Here is an 18,734-nt window from a genome sequence, read left to right as displayed (position 1 = left end):
CTTCCTTGTTTTACTTAAATCTCAGGAATTAGTCTCCCTTATACTCATCCCAGCTTAGCTCTGCTTGAGGATGTGGGAATTCGGTAAAGATGGTTCCTTTGTCATAAGACGTGTCGATCTCATTCAATCGATCATACCTTCTGGCATCTATCCAACGATGTCCCCAAGGCTCTGCCCATAAGGAATATCTTCTTTGATATAAGATTTCATCGATTAGCGCTTCTTTGCTAGAGCTGCCAGTATAGCTTCCTATTCCTGCAGCATTTCGAATGATATTTATAGCTTGAATTGCCTCTGTGGACTGATCAAGCTGAGCATGTGCTTCAGCTTTTAGCAGAATCAATTCTTCATTTCTGATGTATGGAATAGGGTCTGTATTTGATTTCCATCTTCCATCTTGATATTGGCCTACTAGAGATCCAGCATCAGTTGTTACCAGAACTGGCTCATCTCTTTTGAAGAATTTTTCAGCTACCCTTTTATCATTTGGTGTAGCATCATCGAGCATAGAAGGATGAACAACTATGATAGAATTTACAGGTGCATTTGGCAGATAGTAGATCGGGTTAAACACGTCAGGAGCAGCACCATACGGATGAGTAGGTCCAGCATTCAAGTCACCATTCAACTCCATAAAAGAACCATCCAATGCAGTAAGTACCCCAGACCAGTCCTTTCGATAGGCATTTAGTCTAGCCGAAATTGCTCGGTTGATTTGTCTCAATTTCCCAAGTGTTTTGAAGTTGTCGAATCCACTGGTAAGTGTAAATGGGAAGTCGCCAGATCCAGCAGCCTGTAAAGCCTGATCTCCTTCATCCAAGATGACTTTTATAGCATCTAAAGCAGCAGTGTAAGATACAAAAGGGCCTGGATTGAGTGCATCTTTGACATCTACCCGTATTCCGTTAGAATATACCCAGTTTGCTGGTATCATAAATTGATAGCCTTGGATGGTTTTAGCAAACCCCACTGCTGCGCTTTTAGATGCAGTAGTGATGTTTTCTGTGTTCTCGCCCGCCACAATCAGCACGTCTGCCTGCTTTATTGCTTGGTAGGGAGTAGCCCATGATCCTCCACCAGTATTTCCAAAACCGAAATAGGATCTGTCTGGAACTCTTCCGTTTTGTCCAAGCCAGTCGGTTTGGTTTCTAGGATCCGAGGCATTTAGATTCCATATCTCACGTCCGAAAGTGCCCCAAGCTCTAGTCACATTACTTACGTAACCTCTGTGTCGGGATTCAAGTCCAGTGATCAAAAATTGAATCTGTTCCTTGGAAGCATTATTACTAACACTACCCACTGAAGGGTTGTTAGGATCTTGAATTTCATCAATTTCAAAGGGATTGCAACTCGTAATGAATGCAGTTGCAATAGCTAGAATCGATAATTTTATAGTTAATTTTTTCATGATTTCAGCTGATTAAAAGTCAAGAGTAAGGTGAAAGAAGATTCTCCTTGAGGTTGGGTATGGAGCGATGTCCACATTGTTTTGCACTGCCTGTGCGCCAAACGTAGAGGTCTCAGGATCATAACCAGGATACTTCGTAAACATGAATGCGTTGTTTGCAGAGGATCCAACTTTAATTCCTTGCACTGTGCCTCCAAACCACTGAGTGATGGTCTCTCTCGGAATGGTATAGTACAAGCCAATCTCTCTGACTTTGACGAAACTTGCGTCTTGAATCCATCTTCCTGCATTGTTGTAAGGCTCTGGTTCACGCTGCCTGCCATTTGGAATGCCATCACCGTTGTCATCATCAAACCAACCGTTAGTAGTTCCACCGCCATCATTAAGGAATGAAGTCAAGTTAATGTTACTACCGCCTTTTCTCCAATCTATAAGAAAGGATAGCTCGATCCCTTTATAGAGGGAGATTGAGTTAGAGAAGGAAAGGTTGAAATCAGGCTGAGCATCTCCCCATACTGTGAATCCTCCTGGGACAGAAGGATCTGCTGGAGTACCCACGATGGTAGTAGGAGAGTAGCCCTCTGCATAAAGGAATGTGCCTAGTCCTGAACCAAATCCTCCAGAAAGATACGTTGGTATACCTAATCTCGTCATCTCGATAGTGTTTTTCCAGAACAACACTCTAGAGAACCATCTGATATTTGATTTTTCTAGGATAGTACCTGAAAGTCCTAATTCTACACCTTTATTGGATAGTTCTGCCTCATTACTTGGCGTAGTATTTACCCCCGTAGAAGGAGCTAGGTTAAGATTCTGAATGTTGTTTTGAGTATTCTTGATGTAGTACGTAGCTTCTAAACTGAACCTATTGTTGAAAAGTCCTACATCTACTCCAAATTCTAATTCTGAAGCTGTTTCAGGAATTATAGCGGTATTCCCTATTGAGGTAGCGACAGTAGACCCGAGAAGTCCACCTATGTTAGTGCCTCCGAGTGGTGTATAAGTAGACCCAAATGGTACTGGTCCGGCCGTTTCTCCATAAGCGATACGAGGCTTAAGCAGTGTAATAGCTGAGCTATTCCAAAAATCGAAATTAGCTATGTTGACAGCCATTGAAGCTCTAGGGAAAGCAAAAAACTCATTTGGATTTCCATTAAGGCTTGATTTGTCCCAACGTATACCTAGCGTTCCTATGATTTTGTCTTCAAAGTTCATTTCCTGCTGAAGGAATATTCCCGCTTCCTGCACTTCACTTTCGAATTCGCTGTTTATTTCCTGAACTGCAGCTTGCTTTAGATTTTTTTGTCCAGGTACCAGTCCTCTACCTCTATTGAATAAGGAGTGGTTTTGGAAATCAAGACGAACCATACCTGCTTGTGAGTTCATATTGACTCTTCCAACATTCCAGTTATATACTAATGCAGCTTGAAAATTAGTGTTTAAGCTCTCTTGTCTTCCTACGAAAATATCTCCAGGATTTGCTTGAGAACTCTGGAATTGGAGAAATTCTGGTAGATATACTTCTGTAGCATTGTTTAGGAAATCTAAACCTCCAGCAATTTGGGCTTTTAGGAAATGTTTATCTGTTTTTAGAATATCTATATCAAGCGTAAAAGCTTGAATGAAGCGATTTACGGAAGAGTTATTTTCTCCAAAATCGGTAACTGCCACAGGGTTTTCAGAGAAGTAAGGATTCGTAGGGTAAGTTCCATCTGCGTTTCTTCTTAGATCATAGTAGTTAGGAGTGTAGGCGATGCTGTAGCCTATACTTGCCCCTGAATTATTCTGATTACCAGTAAAACCCCTGTCAGTGGAGGAGTTTATATAGTTTGATGAAACTCCTAATTTTATCCAAGGTGCTATTTTGTGATCTATGTTAGCCCGAATGGAGTATCTGTCAAATCCTGTTCTTTTGATTGTACCGTCTTCAGAAGTCATATTTCCAGACACAAAAAACTTAGTCTTATCATCTCCACCTGAGATATTGATTCTGGTGTTGAGTAGCGTAGCTTGATTGTTATAGAAGTAGTCTTCGTAATCAATAAATGTGTTGGATGCTTGGGCTGCTCTAAACCTTTCGAGTTCCTGAGCTCTTGTTTGCTCTGGAAAGAAGAAATTGATCTTTTCTTCACTCCAATTGTCTACGCCTAGCAGGTTTAGTGGATTCGCAAATCCTACATCCTGAGAAAGGGAAACTGTAGTTCTACCTTCTACACCACGTTTGGTGGTGATGATGATTACACCAGCATTTGCTCGAGTACCATAAATGGCAGCCGCAGATGGACCTTTCAATACTTCTATGTTTTCTATGTCCGCAGGATTTAGATCAGCTAGTCTATTGGATCCGTCATCTTGGTTGGATCCCCCTGCTCCGGATACAGCTGCACGACCAGTGCTTTGGAAGGAGTTGTTGATATAGACTCCATCCACGATAATTAGTGGCTGAGAGGCTCCTGTCAAACTTGATATTCCACGAAGTTGAATTGACATTCCTCCACCTGGAGCACCACCATTAGAGCGGATAGTAGCACCAGCTACTTTTCCATATAATGCACCGTCTGCGGTTTGAATAGTGGTAGTTCCCGTTAGATCTCTTGCTGAAACTGTAGAGACTGCATTTGCAAGGTTACTTCGCTTGACTGAGCTAGCTAAACCAGTTACAACGACTTCGTCAAGATTCGTAGCGTCTTGCTTTAGGGTGATGTTGAGAGTGGTTTGACTTGGGGAAACTTTCAACGTAATTGAGTTATAACCTATGGAAGAGATAACCAATTCTACCCCATTAGAATTTGGGATAGGTAAAGTGAAATTCCCGTCTAGATCGGTGATAGTTCCGGATGTAGTCCCTTTGATCAGTAGGCTAGCACCGATCAAGGTTTCACCCGTTCGCTCATCAGACACATTACCTGTTACAGTATATTGAGCCTGAGATATTCCTATCGATAGGATAAGGAATACTAGGGTTAGTAAAGGTTTGTAAATCATGTTTTTCTGGTTAAAGTGTATGGTTAGTATAAAATCAAGAAAAAATCACTCATACATTAATACTCACCTATAAATCTTCCAGCTTTTTATACAAAAGGATAATTTTCAGTATAATTAGAACTATTCGGTACTATATCATTAAAAACAAAACAAAAAAAGGAGAGACTCTAGTCTCTCCTTTTTTTGTTTTGAATAGTGGTGATTTGTCAGAATTACTTCTTCATAATCGGCAGCACAATTCTACTTAGGCTTTTACCGCCATGGTGAATAGAGTTTGTAGCGATTACACCTTCAGTTTCATCGTAGGTATTTCCTCCTGTATTCATATTTCTATCGAATCTCGGGAAGTTGGAGCTACTTACTTCGATGCGGATTCTGTGTCCCTTGTCGAAGTAATTGGAAGTGCTCATTGGAGTCATTTTGACTTCATATACGTTGCCATCTTCCATCCATACTTCTTTATCATATCCTTCTCTATAGCGAACACGCTGAATTGTTTCATCTAGGTTATATGCTTTTCCATCAGGATGTACATCGATGAGCTTGATCGTAACATCAGTGTCCTTAGCATCAGAAGATAGGTATAGGTAAGACTCTATAAAACCTGAAACCTCGATTCCTTCTTCTAGTACATCAGTAGTGTAAACCAAAATATCGTCTCTCATCTCCATTTCAGATTGATCAAAAGAGCCTCCAACTACAGCATTTCCAGTACAGCAGACATTACCACCGTGTGAAGTCACTGGGTTCATTGGGTCATACTTAAAGGTGTCAGGATTGTCTTTTCTAGGTTTCTTAGTCGTTAACTTACCGTCTCCTTTTAAAGTATTTGCTTTTCCTGCAGACTCAAGATACATGGTAGTCATCACTGCTTCAGCAGGAGGCCATACATCTGAGGTTTGCCACTTGTTAGATCCCATGGTGTAGTACTGAACTCTTGGCATTTCCTCCATTACTTCAGATTTTTCACCTTTCAGCCACACATCAAACCAAGCAGTGATCATCTCATCGTAGTTCAAGCGCGCATCGCCTACATTTAGATCGCCTACCATGGTATTTTCTGATGCTCGTGTATAAGAGCAATGCATCACTGGGGCAATTACAAGGAATTGGTTGTCTCTTGCGAGTTGAGATACTGCATTCTTTCTAGCGTGATTGAACATCGCGATGTTTGGTCCAGCTGATACGTCAAACCAAGACACAAACCAGAAACTTGGCTTGTCGAAAGGCATTTCATCGTTATACAATCCGCTTTTAAACCACTTTGGGTCATTAGGCTTACGAGTGATCATTTCTTCGTAGATACCCATTGGACCATTCTGATTTTTGATAATATCCTGAATAGGAAGATGTGAAAGCGCCTCTTTAGAATCAATTCTTGGATACTCCGGCGACATGTCGTAGAATCTTTGAAGTCTCAGCAAATCTTTTTGGTTGATTCCTGCTGGTAATTTTGGTGCCATAGGATCGTGCTGTACGCTATAAAGCCAGTTCGTGAAAAGCATCTGTCCAGCACCACCTCGGTACCAGTTACCTTGCTCCCAGAACTCACCCACTTTGCCCACTCCTGCTCCAAATCCCTGAGGAACTAGTGCTCCCAGAGCTGGATGATCTAGCGATGCAACGGCCATTTGCCACTCAGCAGTAGAGGAGCAGCCCAGTGTTCCCACTTTGCCATTACTCCATGCTTGTTTGGACATCCATTCAAAAGCATCTGAACCATCGGTCAAAGGAAGTCCAAGTATATCCCAATCTCCTTCTGAGAAATACCTGCCACGCTCATTTTGTACTACATAAGCATAGCCTTTCTTCACCCATTCCAAAGCAGATTGCATGGTACGAGTATTCATTTCACCATTTCCCCAGGTATTGAAATTATAGGGAGTTCGGGAAAATACGATTGGATATTTTCCTTCGCTTTTAGGGCGGTAAATATCCGTCGCCAGTCTCACGCCATCCCGCATAGGCATCATGACTTTTTGATCGACGATAGCGACTTCATCCAGCTGATCGATAATGCTTTTTTCCTGAGAAAAAGTAACAGAAACGACCATGACTAGCAGCAGAGTCAGGAAGATGTTGTAAAGATTTTTCATGTGTTTATTTGATTTTAGTGGTCAAAGGCCCGCCAGTGATTGGACAGGTAATCTCGCATGGTAATACGATAGGCGTAGGGACATCCCAGTTGTGCCAAGAACTACACGCGCGTCTGCCTAACGCAGGCTTGATTTCATTTGATAGGATTTTAGTTTCAATCTAAGTTAGTAAAGTGAAAGAAAAGAAGGAGAGGAAAATGATGATTGGTGGATTTATTGTTTAAGAATTAATTGAAATTTAGATGTGCTACCTCAAAGCGCAAGTAGCCAAAGACTTATGTGGGTGGTTTGAAAATGAATTACCAAGCCATGGACTTTTACCCTTTTCATTTCATACATAAAGGCTAAATTTGCAGTCACAATGATTTTTGCACATGAGCGATAGCCCGACCAACACACTGATTTCCTGGGTGGAAGTATCAAAAAATTCTGATTTCACGATTTATAATCTCCCTTTCGGAATTTTTCAAAATAAAAAACTTAGTCCGCGTATAGGAATTGCAATCGGAGACAAGATTGTCGATTTGAGTATTTTGGATCAGGAAGGATTTTTTTCTGATATGTTTTTGCCTGAAGGTGTGTTCCTAAAAGATTCTCTAAATGAGATGATTGGCTTAGGTAAAGTGATTACAAAAAAAATCAGGGAGCGTGTTCAGGATCTGCTTATTGCTGATAATGAAAAGCTAAGAGATCATTCTGCAAGAGGAAAAGTAATGTTGCACCGTAAGGAAGCGACTATGCTGATGCCAGTGAAGATCGGTGATTACACTGATTTCTACAGCAGTGTGGAGCATGCTACTAACGTAGGTAAAATGTTCCGTGATCCTGAGAATGCGCTGTTGCCAAACTGGAAACATCTTCCTGTAGGCTATCATGGACGAGCGTCTTCCATCATTCCTTCTGGAGTTCCTATTACTAGACCAAAAGGTCAAACCAAAGATCCAGAGTCAGGTTCGCCAGTATTTGGCCCTAGCAAAAAGCTAGATTTTGAATTGGAGCTAGCATTTATTACAGGCAAATCCACCAAACTTGGTGATTCTGTTTCTACTGCTGATGCAGAGGATTATATCTTCGGTTTTGTGCTTTTCAACGATTGGTCCGCCAGAGATATTCAGGCTTGGGAATATGTGCCTTTAGGTCCCTTTTTAGGAAAAAGCTTTGCTTCTTCTATATCACCTTGGGTAGTGACGCTGGAAGCTTTGGAGCAATTCAAAGTAGAAAGTCAGGTGCAAGAGCCAGAGGTTTTGGACTACTTGAAATGTGATAAGTCACATAGCTTTGATATACAATTGGAAGCATACATTCAGCCTGATGGAGAAAAAGGCAGTAAGGTAAGTACGACTAATTTCAAGAACATGTACTGGAATGTAGCCCAGCAATTGGCACATCACACCGTAAATGGCTGCAATATCAATGTAGGAGATATGATGGCTTCTGGGACTATTTCTGGTCAGGAGTCAGATTCTTATGGATCTATGCTGGAGCTTTCTTGGAATGGAAAGGAAATTGTCAAGCTCGAATCAGGAACTGAGAGAACGTTTATCGAAGACGGAGATACAGTGATTATGAAAGGATTTGCAGAGAAAAATGGTGTGAGAGTAGGCTTTGGCGAGGTAAAGGCCAAGGTGTTACCCGCTAAATAATTTGCAAAAAATACTAATATAAAACCCTGACTTAGTACAAGTCAGGGTTTTTTTGTGCCCTTTTCACATTCATTTTTATCCATAATGCTTAAATTTGTTAAGCGTTGAATATCAGGTGTTTGATCTGTTTTTTCATTTCCTGGTATTCGTTGGTTCCCGATAGTTTTTCGTCTTTTTTCAGAAATGAAGCGGGAGAATGATTTCCATACAAGTCTCATTTTTTCAGAGACATCTGTTCCTTTTCAAACTTTCTTACTTCTTAAAAACAATGGCTAAGCTTAGAAATTTATCTATTACAACCCCTATTCTTTTTGCCTTACCTCTTCGGAGCGAGTGGGCCGTAAATCCGGTAGACATCAATAAGCCAATGATGGCTGGTGACTGGGATGACGCCGGAAGTCTCAAATTCTCCAGAGGCTACGTGATGGCTAAGAATGACGCTAATTTCCTCTATCTCACACTCGATGTAGTGTCAGACACTGGAAATGATGCAGGTACTAACGATTACTTTTGGTTGACTTTTGACAATAACCGGGATCGTAACATCACCTCTGGAGTCGATGTGAATTATGGACTTTACCCAGGTCAACCAAATAAATTGGGGAGGCAAAAATACCTTGGGCCAGGCAGCTGGACAGGACTCCTGGCAGATCCATCTAATTCCGGTGTAGTTCAAGAGTTTGGTGCCAGTCCAAATTCTGATGTGTCTCACCGAATCTGGAAATTTAGACTGGAACTTAGCGAGATCAATGTTGCCCTTTCTTGGCCATTGAGTACGCCCTACACCTATTTTGGATTTAGAGTTAGGTCCAGTAATCCTGGGTTTACCACTGACTTTCCAGGCGATTTCTACAAGGATTTTACCAAACTTCGTCAGCTAATTTTAAGCAGAAAACCTACTATTCCTTCCAAGGATTTGGGGCCTGTGGTAGGAAGTGTGGGCTTGATACCTACGACCAAAATCTCAGCGACTGGACGTGCGACAACTGACTCAGGGTACTATCACTTTGTAGAGAATGCGGCATTTGGCGGTACGCTGAATTTGATAGGTAATCGTACCAAGCTACAGCAACTCTGGGCGGCAGGGAATACCAAATACAAGGTGGAAATAGCAGCTCCGGGTGGTTCATTCGCCAAGTTGATTTCCAACTGGTCAAACTACCGCTGGACTGGATCAACCTATGCCTTGGAATCATTTGCAGCTTCGGCTAATGGCTACTATCAAATGGCAAATCCTGGGACGGATTACTCGATCGATGATCTGCTAATCCAGTTTCCCACTACGGCACTTTTACCGGGACTGTATAGAATCCAAGTGACATTTTTTGTAGGAAGTAGCACGACCGATATAGCCGCTATTCAGGAATTGAGATTGTTTATCGATAACCATGTGCCTTCCACTATCATAGAAAGCGTGAAGCATGGCAGCAATGAAGTTTCAGCCTGTGCAATTGAAACTATAGGGGCAGCTCCGGATGGATTGAATTTCAGAATCACTGCAAACGATCCTGAAGGAAATCTGAGGGGAGTTAGTTTCTATGCAACCTATGGCGCGGGACTTTCTACTCCTATCTATGCAGAAAACTACACGCCTTCCAAGGGAAATTGGGAGGGATTTGTCAATAAACTAATCCCTGAATCAGGGAATTGGAGACCACCGCAATCCTGTGCTTATAGCTTCGTGCTTTCGGTCAGCGCGAGGACAACCAACGGGTATTCCTGGGTGGGTCAAAACAATACGCACCGCAACTTAACGCTGTTAGTAGGGTAAAGATTAAATGGTCTATGCGCGAAAGCCACTTCTTTGTAAGGAGTGGTTTTTTTGTTTTCATGAAAGTATAAGGACAGTATTTTAGATAGAACTAATCTGAGCAGAACCTGAAGTAATTACCACTAAACTTATACAGGATTCACTTTTTGTTGTTTTGGTTTTTGCGGGAAAGTTTATACAGCAAATAGCCGATGCCAACAACAAAATGTAGGATCAGGATTCCGAAAATCAGGATTATTGTGGCATTTCCGCTCATTGATTAAGCTAGGTTAGGAGGGGTGTCACTTTCCAACTTGGGTCAAGATTTATCACAGACTGACCCTCGCTTTCCAATTTTGGAATTCAACTTCGAGTTCACGTGCAATTTCGGGTTGTAGAGAAATTAAATTTTTAATTTCTGTTGGGTCTAGTTTAAGGTTATATAACTCCCAAGCAGCATTTTTCCCATGGCTGACAAGTTTCCAGTCACCTTTTCTCACGGCTTTTCCTACAGACCATTCCCAGAAAATAGCTTCTTCGCGTTGGGATTTTTCACCGCGAACTGCGGGCAGAAGACTTTGTCCTTCCGTTGGCAGTACTGGTTTTCCTGCAAATTCATTAGGGTAACTGGCACCAGCTAACTCAGCCAAAGTAGGAAGGATATCGATGAGGTGGGCGGGGAAAGTACTTACTACATTCTCATGCCCCAGTCCTTTAGGCCAAGAGATAATCAATGGGGTTTTGATCCCGCCTTCGAAAGAGTAGTTTTTGTAAAAGCGATGCGGGGTGTTTCCTACATTGGCCCAATCTGGTCCTAGAGAAGTCCACTGTCCAACAGATCCGATTTCCCCGTTTCCAGGGAGAGTTACTACTTCCGCTGAAGCACCATTGTCAGAAAGGAATAGAAAAACAGTATTATCAAGCTTTCCCTGCGTTCGTAGCTTCTGGATGATTTCTCCGATTTTTTGATCCATACGATCGATCATCGCTGCATATACTTCCATTTTTAGCTCCTCTACTTGTCGGGCAGAATCAGAAAGAGATTCCCATGGTATATAGGTTGGCTCGGTCAGAGCATAGCTTTCATCAATGATTCCCAGCTTTTTCTGCTTTTCAAAGCGTTTTTTCCTAACAGCCTCATAGCCTTGGGCATATTTACCTTTGTACTTATCAATATCTTCAGGCCAAGCCATTAATGGGTCATGAGGAGCGGTGTAAGCCAAGTAAAGAAAAAATGGTTTCTCATCTTCTTTGTATTCATCCAGCCACCGCAAAGCATACTTGGTGAAGTAATCGGTGGAGTAATAGTCTTGCTGAACCGAGTAAGGCTGCATCAATTTCCGGTCTTCGTAAAATGGTCGATCAGGTCTTTTTTGAGCAGGTTCCGGTTCATTCTCACGACGAGGTCCGGGATTGAAATGATTTGAAGCGCCTTCTTTAAGCCCATAATACCTATCAAAACCCCGGTCCATCGGATGATCGTAACCATGATGTTTGCCTGCCCATAGCGTTCTATACCCAGCTGATTGAAGGAGTTCTCCGACAGTGATCCCATTTTCCAAAGGCTGAAGGTAAGTAGCACCATAACCAACCTGCTGAGCGTACAAGCCGGTAAGCAATGCTGCTCTCGAAGGATTGCACTTTGATGTATTATACATTTGGGTGAACCGGACGCCATTCTCTGCTAGCCAGTCCAAATTCGGGGTTTCTACCTCACTTCCATAGCTGCCTATATCTGACCAGCCGAGGTCATCAGCCAGAATCAAGACTATGTTGGGTTTTTCTTCTGGTATTTGCTGCGAATATGAAAGGGAGAGCAACAAGAGGAAAGAAATAATTGGATTAATCATAATCAGAAAACAGTTTAGGGCTGACTGTTTAATATACCAATAACCACCGAAATTAGAGGGGCGAAGCTCATGAGTTTAAACAAATGAATACTTAAAACGATAAAAGCCATTCCGATCTCTTCGGAATGGCTTTTATTTTAATAAAGAAACTAGACTTTATTTGAAACCAATTTCTTCCAAACCAGCGTGGCTGATTTTGATTGCTTCCAAAGGATCCAAACCGAAAGTCTGATCTTGCTCTACCAAATAGAATTCCATGCCTGACTTATCTTTTTTAGCCAAAATTCTCTTGAAATCAATTGTACCAGTTCCAACAGGAGCGAATTTACCTTCAGCATTCATGTCTTTTACGTGCCAAGCGATGAATCTACCTGGGTACTTTTCGAAGTAAGTAAGAGGATCTACTTCTGCTTTGGTTACCCAGAATAGGTCCATTTGGAAGTTGACAAACTCAGGGTTACACTTCTCAAGAAGTAAGTCCTCGATGATAGTACCATCTGCCATCGCTTTGAATTCGAAGTCGTGGTTATGGTAAAGAAGTTTGATGCCAGCTTTGGTGCATTTTTCACCTAGCGTATTCATGATCGTCACCAACTCATCTGCAGTGCCTTTCATGCCCATTCCTTCAGGACCAGCTGTAAACATTCCCATAGGAGGTACTGGAATTACGAAGAATTCAATACCAGCAGCTTTTACATCAGTGATTAGCTGATCAGCGTTCTCCATATTTACCATGCCCATGTGAGCACTTTTGGCAGTCAAACCAATAGATTCTAGGTAGGCTTTGAATTCAGTTGGCGCCATTCCGTAGAATTTACCATCTGCATAATTAGCAGCTTCCACATAAGCATATCCAGCATCTGCTACCGCCTGAAGGGTAGCTTTAGGGTTGCTAGCCATGGAATCTCTAACTGTGTAAAGGGCTAGGCCACCAAAACTCTTTGATTCTGTTTGAACAACTTCGGCAGTTTCGCTGCCATCGTCTGTTTTTTTCTCTGAACTACATGCAGTAAAGCCTAAGGTTAGGGCTAAAAGCAATGAGAAGGATAAATTGAAATTTTGTTTCATAGGTTTTCGTTTTTGATGCGTTCAAGATACCCAAATCATATTAAAATTAAAGCTAAATTAAGGCGGAAAGGTAGAGAACAGGGGTTGTAGGTAAATACAAACTTGAGCAAGGAATAGCTGGAAAGTTTAAACTTGTTGACTTGTTGTCTTATACTTAATTCATATATTTTTTCTATCAGAAAATGGAGCGATACTTTGATACAATGTTTGCATACATCAATCAAATCTGGGATATCCCAGAAGGTGATAAAGCTGTCTGTCGACAATTCTTTAAATCCATACAAGTGAAGAAAGATACGATTCTGGAGCCGGCAGGCAAGATCCCTATGTATCATAATTTCATCGTGTCGGGCGTAATGCGAAACTTTCATTTGGATGAAAAAGGCAATGAAGTGACCGTAGATCTAAATAATGGACCACGGTTTTTTACCTCGTATTTCCATTTTATGAACCGTTCTATTTCTAATGAAAATTTGTAATGCCTCACTGATTGTGAAATACTTCGAATATCTAGGGACGATGTAGATCTATCAGCGGCAATGGGAGAAACGCAGAAAGATTATACGATCAAAGTGCTGCAGCAAAAGATGGAACAAGACAAAGAGCGGATCAATGATATGGGGAATCTGACTGCTGAGCAGCGATATCTCAAACTTTTAAGGAATGAGCCCCTGATCATACAACATGTTCCTCTGAAATACATCGCTTCCTATCTGGGTATCAAACCGGAAAGCTTAAGTCGCATCCGTAGGGAAATTACTTAACAATTGTTAGGTGGGAATGGGCTGACCTACGCGTAGGTTTAGGGAGAAAGAGAAATCTAATCACTTAAAATAACGCTATTGACCTCCATCGTGTCCTCAACCCATTCCCGTTCAAATCAGCTTTTGCAACTTTCAACCCGCGCCTGGTTTGTGGTGGTGGTTATTGGCCAATTGATTTTTGCTTATTATATCATCATGCTTTACGGCACCGCGGGAGTGCAGGGTAATTTTGAGCGATGGAATGCTCAGACGACACATGGCTATGTTGCCCGAGATTTGATGGGAAATGCATTCTTCGGACTACATGTGTTTTTTGCAGCGGTGATTAGCATTTTGGGGCCCTTACAATTGATTTCAAAAGTTCGAAAATTGTTTCCCGCTTTTCATAGATTCTCAGGGAGAGTGTACCTAGGATCAGCATTTTTGATCAGTTTGGCTGGCTTCTATTTGGCTTGGGTACGGGGAACTGCAGGAGGTATGATTGGCTCTGTATTCATTACTATCAATGGGTTGATCATTTTGGTTTGCGTGGTGTACACACTGAGATTTGCTATGAAACGTCAAATAGACCGACATAACAAATGGGCTATTCGCCTGTTTTTGGCGATGAGTGGAGTATGGTTCTTTCGGGTATTTTTGATGCTTTGGTTCGCGATTCACCAGGCTCCAGTGGGGTTTGATATGGAGACCTTTCAAGGGCCATTTCTAAATTTCCTTTACGTGTTCGTGTATATTTTACCGCAGGTAATTGCTGAATTCTATTTTATAGCCAAGGCATCTTCCTTTGCGAAACCCAAAATAGCTATGTCAGTCCTATTGGGAGTGCTGACTTTGGGGATTATGGTAGGAATCGCTACTGCAACTATGGGCATGTGGCTGCCGGCACTTTAGGTGTAGTTTTTTAAAACCTTCTTCACCAAGGGTCCGATGGTCAATCCCTGAACAATAATGGAGAAGACTACGACCACATAGGTGACGGTGAGGAATAATTCCCGCTCCATTTGAGGTTCTAAGGATAAAGCTAAAGCGATGGAGATTCCTCCTCGGATTCCTCCCCAAGTCATCATCAGATTGGTTTTTGGGATGAAATCTAGCTTTTTATCAAAAATAGCAACAGGTCCAGAAAGTGCTAAATACCTAGCGATAAGGGCTACCGGAATTGCGATCAATCCAAATTTCAAGTACTCTCCACTGGTGGAAATGATTAACAGCTCAAGACCAATCAATACGAATAGAACAGCATTTAGTAGCACGTCTATCAGTTCCCAGAATTTGTCTACATAATTATGAGTAGTCTCTGACCAGGCTATTTTCGGTGATTTATTTCCTATGAAAATCCCTGCAACTACCACTGCCAGCGGGCCGGAAACGTGAAGTTTATGAGCTAGCATAGAAAGTCCCATCACCAAGGCAAGAGTAATTATCACCTCAGTTTCATAATGGTCTATTGCTTTCATGATCTGAAATGTCATCCATCCTGTTACCAAGCCGAGGATTATGCCACCTACCACTTCTTCTAAGAACAACAACCCAATATCTCCCGCATCTATAGCGCCGATTCCCTGCTGGGCAATTTTGAAAATAACCAGGAATACCACCACGCCTACACCGTCATTGAAGAGTGATTCGCCTACTATTTTGACCTCCAGTTTCTTGGGTGCATTGGCACTTTTCAAAATCCCTAATACCGCGATAGGGTCAGTAGGAGAGATCAATGCGCCAAATAGCAGGCAATAGATATAGTCGATTTCGTGACCAAACAGTATGAAAGCGTAAAACATCAGTGTGCCCACGAAAAAGGTGGATAGCACCACTCCAATAGTAGCGAAGACAGCGATAGGAGCTTTGAGTCTCCTTAGGGAATCCAGTTTGGTGTGAAGTGCTCCGGCAAAAAGCAGGAAGCTCAGCATTACATCTAGCAGGGCTGTTTCAAAATCAATGGACTTGATAAGGAGTTCCGCTTCGTCGAGAAAATAATGATTGAATTTGCCTAGAATCGTAATTCCCAGCGTAAATGCGATAGCAATAATCATCAGCCCGATGGTAAAAGGGAGCTTCAGAAATTTGGTATTGATAAAGGCAAAAGCTGCAGAAAGTATAATCAGAATGGTGATGACACTAAAAATATCCATGGATGAGAATAGGGGAAAGCAATGAATCCTGTTGAAAATATAAGCTTGGCTCCAATTTAAGGAATTGCTTATTCAATCTCGAAGCTACACTACTAAAGATTCTCCCTAGGCGTATTGGGATCCTAGCTTATTAGGAATCTAAAGAGGTATTTTGATAAATTACCCACAGCTAAAAATATTTGAATATGAATAGTTTATGCTATTCCATCAGTAGACCCCAACCCTTAATGACCTACTTCCATCATAAAATCTTTCTTTGCGTCTTGCTGTTGTTGTGCGTCTTTGGTAACGCGCAAGCGCAATTTCTAACTCAGGCTGGGCTGAAGGATAGCATGTATTCTGAGGTGCTGGACGAGTCCAGAGTCTTTTATGTACAACTGCCAGAAGGCTTTGACTCGGAAAAGAAATATCCCACGGCCTACATTTTGGATGGGGAAATTCTGCTGCCTGCACTTAGCGTGACTCAATCGTTTTACTCAGGTGGATTTCTACCCGAAATGATCCTTATTGGCATTTCCAATCATCAGAACAGAAACAGAGATTTAACTCCTAGCGTCGTAGAGCCAAGTTATGCGCCAAATGGGGGAGCAGCAGCTTTTACGGAGTTTCTGTCCAAAGAATTGATCCCCTACATAGAAGGAAAGTATCCAGTTACTACCTATCGTACCTTAATTGGACATTCTTACGGGGGATTGTTTGCTATCAACACGCTTCTCAATCACCCGGAGTTATTTGCCAACTATTTGGCGATAGATCCTAGTTTGGACTGGGATGATCAGCTGATGCTGAAGCAAGCGAGGGAAGTTTTTGGCAGCGAAAGCCATAAGGGTAAATCCCTCTATATTTCTCTTAATGGTCAAATGCATATGCAAAAACCTGAAATGACCATCGAGGAAGTTAAGCAGGACGAATCTGATTTCACTTTGTTTGCCCGGAGCAATAGGGCGTTTGCGGAGCTTTGCAGAACTAGTTCAGCAAGTGGGTTGGATTTTGACTGGGAGCTTTTTCCAAAGGATCTTCACGGCACGATTCCGCTTCCTTCTCTTCGAAGTGGATTGATTTCGCTTTTCGAATGGTTTCAGATGGAAAGAGTAGAATTGTTTAACATACCAGAAACTCCCGCCAAAGAGCTGATGGAATTGACGGAGTATAGAGCGAAGAAGCTGGAGGCTCGCTTTGGCTATGAAGTAGCTCCCTATCCGGAGGATCTGGTAACCATGTCAGGCTACATGAGTATGGATATGGGGCAGATGGAAAAGGCGAAAATGTTCTTCGAGCAGGGAATCCGGTATTTCCCCAAGTCTGCCAATGTGTATGATTCTATGGCGGATTATTTTGTCACTCAGACTGATTTCGAATCTGCTTTAACTTATGTGAAAAAGGCCTATGCGATTAGTGGAAGTGAGTATCATAAAAAGCGAGTGGAGGAATTCGACTCAAAGAAATAAGATTCATTCCTTCTCAATATCGGCTATTCCTCCTCAGGGATAGCCATGGTGTGATTTCCTACCAAAAGGCATTTGCCATCTACTTCCACATAGGTACGCATGAAATGGTATTTAATTGGGGTAGGACCTCGATCTACAATGGTGTAACCTGTGACTATGGCTGTTTTCCCCGTGATCGCCACTTTTACCTCGCTTTGAATTCTTGACCGGGTGTTGCTTCCATCATTTGCCACTTGTCTCTCTGCTCGTTTGACCACGGATTCTTTATTGTCCACAGATGATACATGATTGTGAATCCAAGTAAAATTGTCGCTAAGTATGTTTTTAAAAAACTCAGGCTCAGGATTTAGATTTTTCTCTTCCCATTGCGCATCCAGTGCTTTGATACTAGCTTCAGTCAGGCAGGTTTGGGCAGTAGTCGAAAAACAAAATGCAAGGGCGAGGAGGGTTAGAAGGTAGGTGGGTTTCATGGTTGGGAAGTTAGAAGTAGGAGGTGGGAAGTCGGGTTACTGGTATACTTGTCGATAATTATATAGTTAATGTACCAAATAATCTTATCCCTCGTGTCCTTATTTTCCCGAAGGTGTTATATCAAGGATGATAAGCAAGTAGCTTATTTCGAGTTGGCGATGCTCTCCATGATGAAGTCCAAAATAGGAGTAGGGTCTTCCAAACTATGAGGATGATGACCGACTCCAGGCTTGCCAATAAGCTTGATGGTTCCACCGGCTTTTCTAAACTCAGCGGCCAATAAATCCGTGTTTTCTGACGCAGGAACCACATCGTCCGCTTCTCCATACACATGGATCACGGGGATGCCAGCCTTGGCTATCGCAATGCTATTGTAAATCGGAATTCCTTTGAAATCGAGCACAGTAGTAGCGTCTAGTCCATAGGCTTTCAGGCACTTTTCCCAGTCAGCGGGACTGCCTTTGCCCGTATATAATCCTCCCGGCCAACTCTTAATATCACAAACAGGTGCATCGGCATAGATGGTGAAAACCTTGTCAGTATTCTTGGCTGCCCAATTGTAAATAATCAAACCGCCTCGGCTCATTCCTTCCAAAACCACTCTCTCGTGGAGCTTAAATTCCTTTCTGCAATAGGCATAGAACGCATCCCAAATCTTCACTGCTCCTTCATTTCCATAGAGATCCGCCACATCTACATAGACTACATGAAAGCCTTTTTCCAGCAATGCCTTGTCCAATTGCGGTTCGTGCCCCCAGAATCTCGCTCTCCATACCCAATAGCCATTTTCGCTGGCTTGGTTTGGGAAGACCACTTTGGCTGCATGACCTTCAAAAGAGAAATTACGGACGGTGTATTGCTCAAAAGCTTGATCCTGAGCCGAAGCGCTGAATATGAGTACAAAAGTGAAGCTGAGGAAGAAAAGAAGGGTATTGACTTTCATGGGTGAATTGTTGCTGTTATAAGGGGTAAGATAATTCAAAAGGTATAAAAAATTGATTGTTTGGGATGAAGGGTAAGGCAGACCTTTGTGCTAAAAGAGGCGAATTTGTATCATTTCAATGGCCTCGGTCTGTGCCTATTTTGCCGGTAGGCAGGTTCGCACAGACCGCAATGATT

14 protein-coding genes are annotated in these 18,734 nt (G+C 42.2%); 6 read left to right on the top strand and 8 right to left on the bottom strand.

Going from position 1 to position 18,734, the window contains the following annotated elements:
- Window positions 1–28: 28 nt before the first annotated feature.
- The 3 genes from BM291_RS13620 to BM291_RS13610 all read right to left on the bottom strand — a co-directional run bounded on the left by BM291_RS13620 (window position 29) and on the right by BM291_RS13610 (window position 6,489).
- Window positions 29–1,408 carry a RagB/SusD family nutrient uptake outer membrane protein gene (locus BM291_RS13620; RefSeq protein WP_092898337.1) on the bottom strand — a complete coding sequence of 460 codons (1,380 nt, stop codon included), beginning with the start codon at window positions 1,406–1,408 and terminating at the stop codon, window positions 29–31.
- 12 nt (window positions 1,409–1,420) lie between these two features.
- Window positions 1,421–4,393 (bottom strand): SusC/RagA family TonB-linked outer membrane protein, encoded by a 2,973-nt coding sequence (locus tag BM291_RS13615; RefSeq protein ID WP_092898335.1) that lies wholly within the window; start codon window positions 4,391–4,393, stop codon window positions 1,421–1,423.
- A 212-nt stretch (window positions 4,394–4,605) separates the two neighbouring features.
- Window positions 4,606–6,489 carry a CocE/NonD family hydrolase gene (locus BM291_RS13610; RefSeq protein WP_092898333.1) on the bottom strand — a complete coding sequence of 628 codons (1,884 nt, stop codon included), beginning with the start codon at window positions 6,487–6,489 and terminating at the stop codon, window positions 4,606–4,608.
- A gap of 374 nt (window positions 6,490–6,863) precedes the next feature.
- Here BM291_RS13610 and fahA point away from each other — a divergent pair, with 374 nt between their 5' ends.
- Window positions 6,864–8,132: a fumarylacetoacetase gene (gene fahA / locus BM291_RS13605; RefSeq protein ID WP_217647322.1), complete on the top strand. Its 1,269-nt coding sequence runs from the start codon at window positions 6,864–6,866 to the stop codon at window positions 8,130–8,132.
- 268 nt (window positions 8,133–8,400) lie between these two features.
- Complete coding sequence (locus BM291_RS13600) at window positions 8,401–9,903, top strand: hypothetical protein (RefSeq protein ID WP_092898606.1); 1,503 nt, start codon at window positions 8,401–8,403, stop codon at window positions 9,901–9,903.
- A 308-nt stretch (window positions 9,904–10,211) separates the two neighbouring features.
- Here the strand turns inward: BM291_RS13600 and BM291_RS13595 are convergent, their stop codons facing one another.
- Together BM291_RS13595 and BM291_RS13590 are read right to left on the bottom strand one after the other, a co-directional pair.
- Window positions 10,212–11,732 carry an arylsulfatase gene (locus BM291_RS13595; protein WP_092898331.1) on the bottom strand — a complete coding sequence of 507 codons (1,521 nt, stop codon included), beginning with the start codon at window positions 11,730–11,732 and terminating at the stop codon, window positions 10,212–10,214.
- A 156-nt stretch (window positions 11,733–11,888) separates the two neighbouring features.
- On the bottom strand, window positions 11,889–12,800 hold the full coding sequence (locus BM291_RS13590; RefSeq protein ID WP_092898329.1) for a sugar phosphate isomerase/epimerase family protein: 912 nt from the start codon (window positions 12,798–12,800) through the stop codon (window positions 11,889–11,891).
- Between the two features lie 182 nt (window positions 12,801–12,982).
- Between BM291_RS13590 and BM291_RS22305 the strand changes: the two genes are divergently transcribed.
- The 3 genes from BM291_RS22305 (at window position 12,983) to BM291_RS13580 (ending at window position 14,455) form a co-directional block, all read left to right on the top strand.
- Complete coding sequence (locus tag BM291_RS22305) at window positions 12,983–13,279, top strand: cyclic nucleotide-binding domain-containing protein (protein ID WP_245786876.1); 297 nt, start codon at window positions 12,983–12,985, stop codon at window positions 13,277–13,279.
- A 60-nt stretch (window positions 13,280–13,339) separates the two neighbouring features.
- Entirely contained in the window at window positions 13,340–13,564 is a 225-nt protein-coding gene (locus BM291_RS22300) for a cyclic nucleotide-binding domain-containing protein (RefSeq protein ID WP_245786875.1), read from the top strand.
- 123 nt (window positions 13,565–13,687) lie between these two features.
- Entirely contained in the window at window positions 13,688–14,455 is a 768-nt protein-coding gene (locus BM291_RS13580) for a DUF2306 domain-containing protein (RefSeq protein WP_245786874.1), read from the top strand.
- Here BM291_RS13580 and BM291_RS13575 read toward each other — a convergent pair.
- Window positions 14,452–15,696 carry a cation:proton antiporter gene (locus BM291_RS13575; protein ID WP_092898325.1) on the bottom strand — a complete coding sequence of 415 codons (1,245 nt, stop codon included), beginning with the start codon at window positions 15,694–15,696 and terminating at the stop codon, window positions 14,452–14,454. The genes BM291_RS13580 and BM291_RS13575 overlap by 4 nt on opposite strands.
- A 227-nt stretch (window positions 15,697–15,923) precedes the next feature.
- Here BM291_RS13575 and BM291_RS13570 point away from each other — a divergent pair, with 227 nt between their 5' ends.
- Window positions 15,924–17,144 carry an alpha/beta hydrolase-fold protein gene (locus BM291_RS13570; protein ID WP_245786873.1) on the top strand — a complete coding sequence of 407 codons (1,221 nt, stop codon included), beginning with the start codon at window positions 15,924–15,926 and terminating at the stop codon, window positions 17,142–17,144.
- Between the two features lie 23 nt (window positions 17,145–17,167).
- Here the strand turns inward: BM291_RS13570 and BM291_RS13565 are convergent, their stop codons facing one another.
- Both BM291_RS13565 and BM291_RS13560 read right to left on the bottom strand, forming a co-directional pair.
- Entirely contained in the window at window positions 17,168–17,614 is a 447-nt protein-coding gene (locus BM291_RS13565; RefSeq protein WP_092898321.1) for a nuclear transport factor 2 family protein, read from the bottom strand.
- Between the two features lie 143 nt (window positions 17,615–17,757).
- Window positions 17,758–18,558: an alpha/beta hydrolase family protein gene (locus BM291_RS13560; protein ID WP_092898319.1), complete on the bottom strand. Its 801-nt coding sequence runs from the start codon at window positions 18,556–18,558 to the stop codon at window positions 17,758–17,760.
- Window positions 18,559–18,734: the final 176 nt, after the last annotated feature.

Source organism: Algoriphagus aquimarinus (assembly GCF_900112005.1).
GTDB classification, from domain to species: domain Bacteria; phylum Bacteroidota; class Bacteroidia; order Cytophagales; family Cyclobacteriaceae; genus Algoriphagus; species Algoriphagus aquimarinus.
The sequence above is the reverse complement of the archived record's forward strand: the minus strand, read 5'-3'. Positions and strand labels throughout refer to the sequence as shown.

Coding starts and splice junctions, on each gene's coding strand:
- BM291_RS13620 (WP_092898337.1), bottom strand. CDS start 1,408: ATGAAAAAATTAACTATAAAATTATCGATTCTAGCTATTGCAACTGCA.
- BM291_RS13615 (WP_092898335.1), bottom strand. CDS start 4,393: ATGATTTACAAACCTTTACTAACCCTAGTATTCCTTATCCTATCGATA.
- BM291_RS13610 (WP_092898333.1), bottom strand. CDS start 6,489: ATGAAAAATCTTTACAACATCTTCCTGACTCTGCTGCTAGTCATGGTC.
- fahA (WP_217647322.1), top strand. CDS start 6,864: ATGAGCGATAGCCCGACCAACACACTGATTTCCTGGGTGGAAGTATCA.
- BM291_RS13600 (WP_092898606.1), top strand. CDS start 8,401: ATGGCTAAGCTTAGAAATTTATCTATTACAACCCCTATTCTTTTTGCC.
- BM291_RS13595 (WP_092898331.1), bottom strand. CDS start 11,732: ATGATTAATCCAATTATTTCTTTCCTCTTGTTGCTCTCCCTTTCATAT.
- BM291_RS13590 (WP_092898329.1), bottom strand. CDS start 12,800: ATGAAACAAAATTTCAATTTATCCTTCTCATTGCTTTTAGCCCTAACC.
- BM291_RS22305 (WP_245786876.1), top strand. CDS start 12,983: ATGGAGCGATACTTTGATACAATGTTTGCATACATCAATCAAATCTGG.
- BM291_RS22300 (WP_245786875.1), top strand. CDS start 13,340: ATGGGAGAAACGCAGAAAGATTATACGATCAAAGTGCTGCAGCAAAAG.
- BM291_RS13575 (WP_092898325.1), bottom strand. CDS start 15,696: ATGGATATTTTTAGTGTCATCACCATTCTGATTATACTTTCTGCAGCT.
- BM291_RS13570 (WP_245786873.1), top strand. CDS start 15,924: ATGACCTACTTCCATCATAAAATCTTTCTTTGCGTCTTGCTGTTGTTG.
- BM291_RS13565 (WP_092898321.1), bottom strand. CDS start 17,614: ATGAAACCCACCTACCTTCTAACCCTCCTCGCCCTTGCATTTTGTTTT.
- BM291_RS13560 (WP_092898319.1), bottom strand. CDS start 18,558: ATGAAAGTCAATACCCTTCTTTTCTTCCTCAGCTTCACTTTTGTACTC.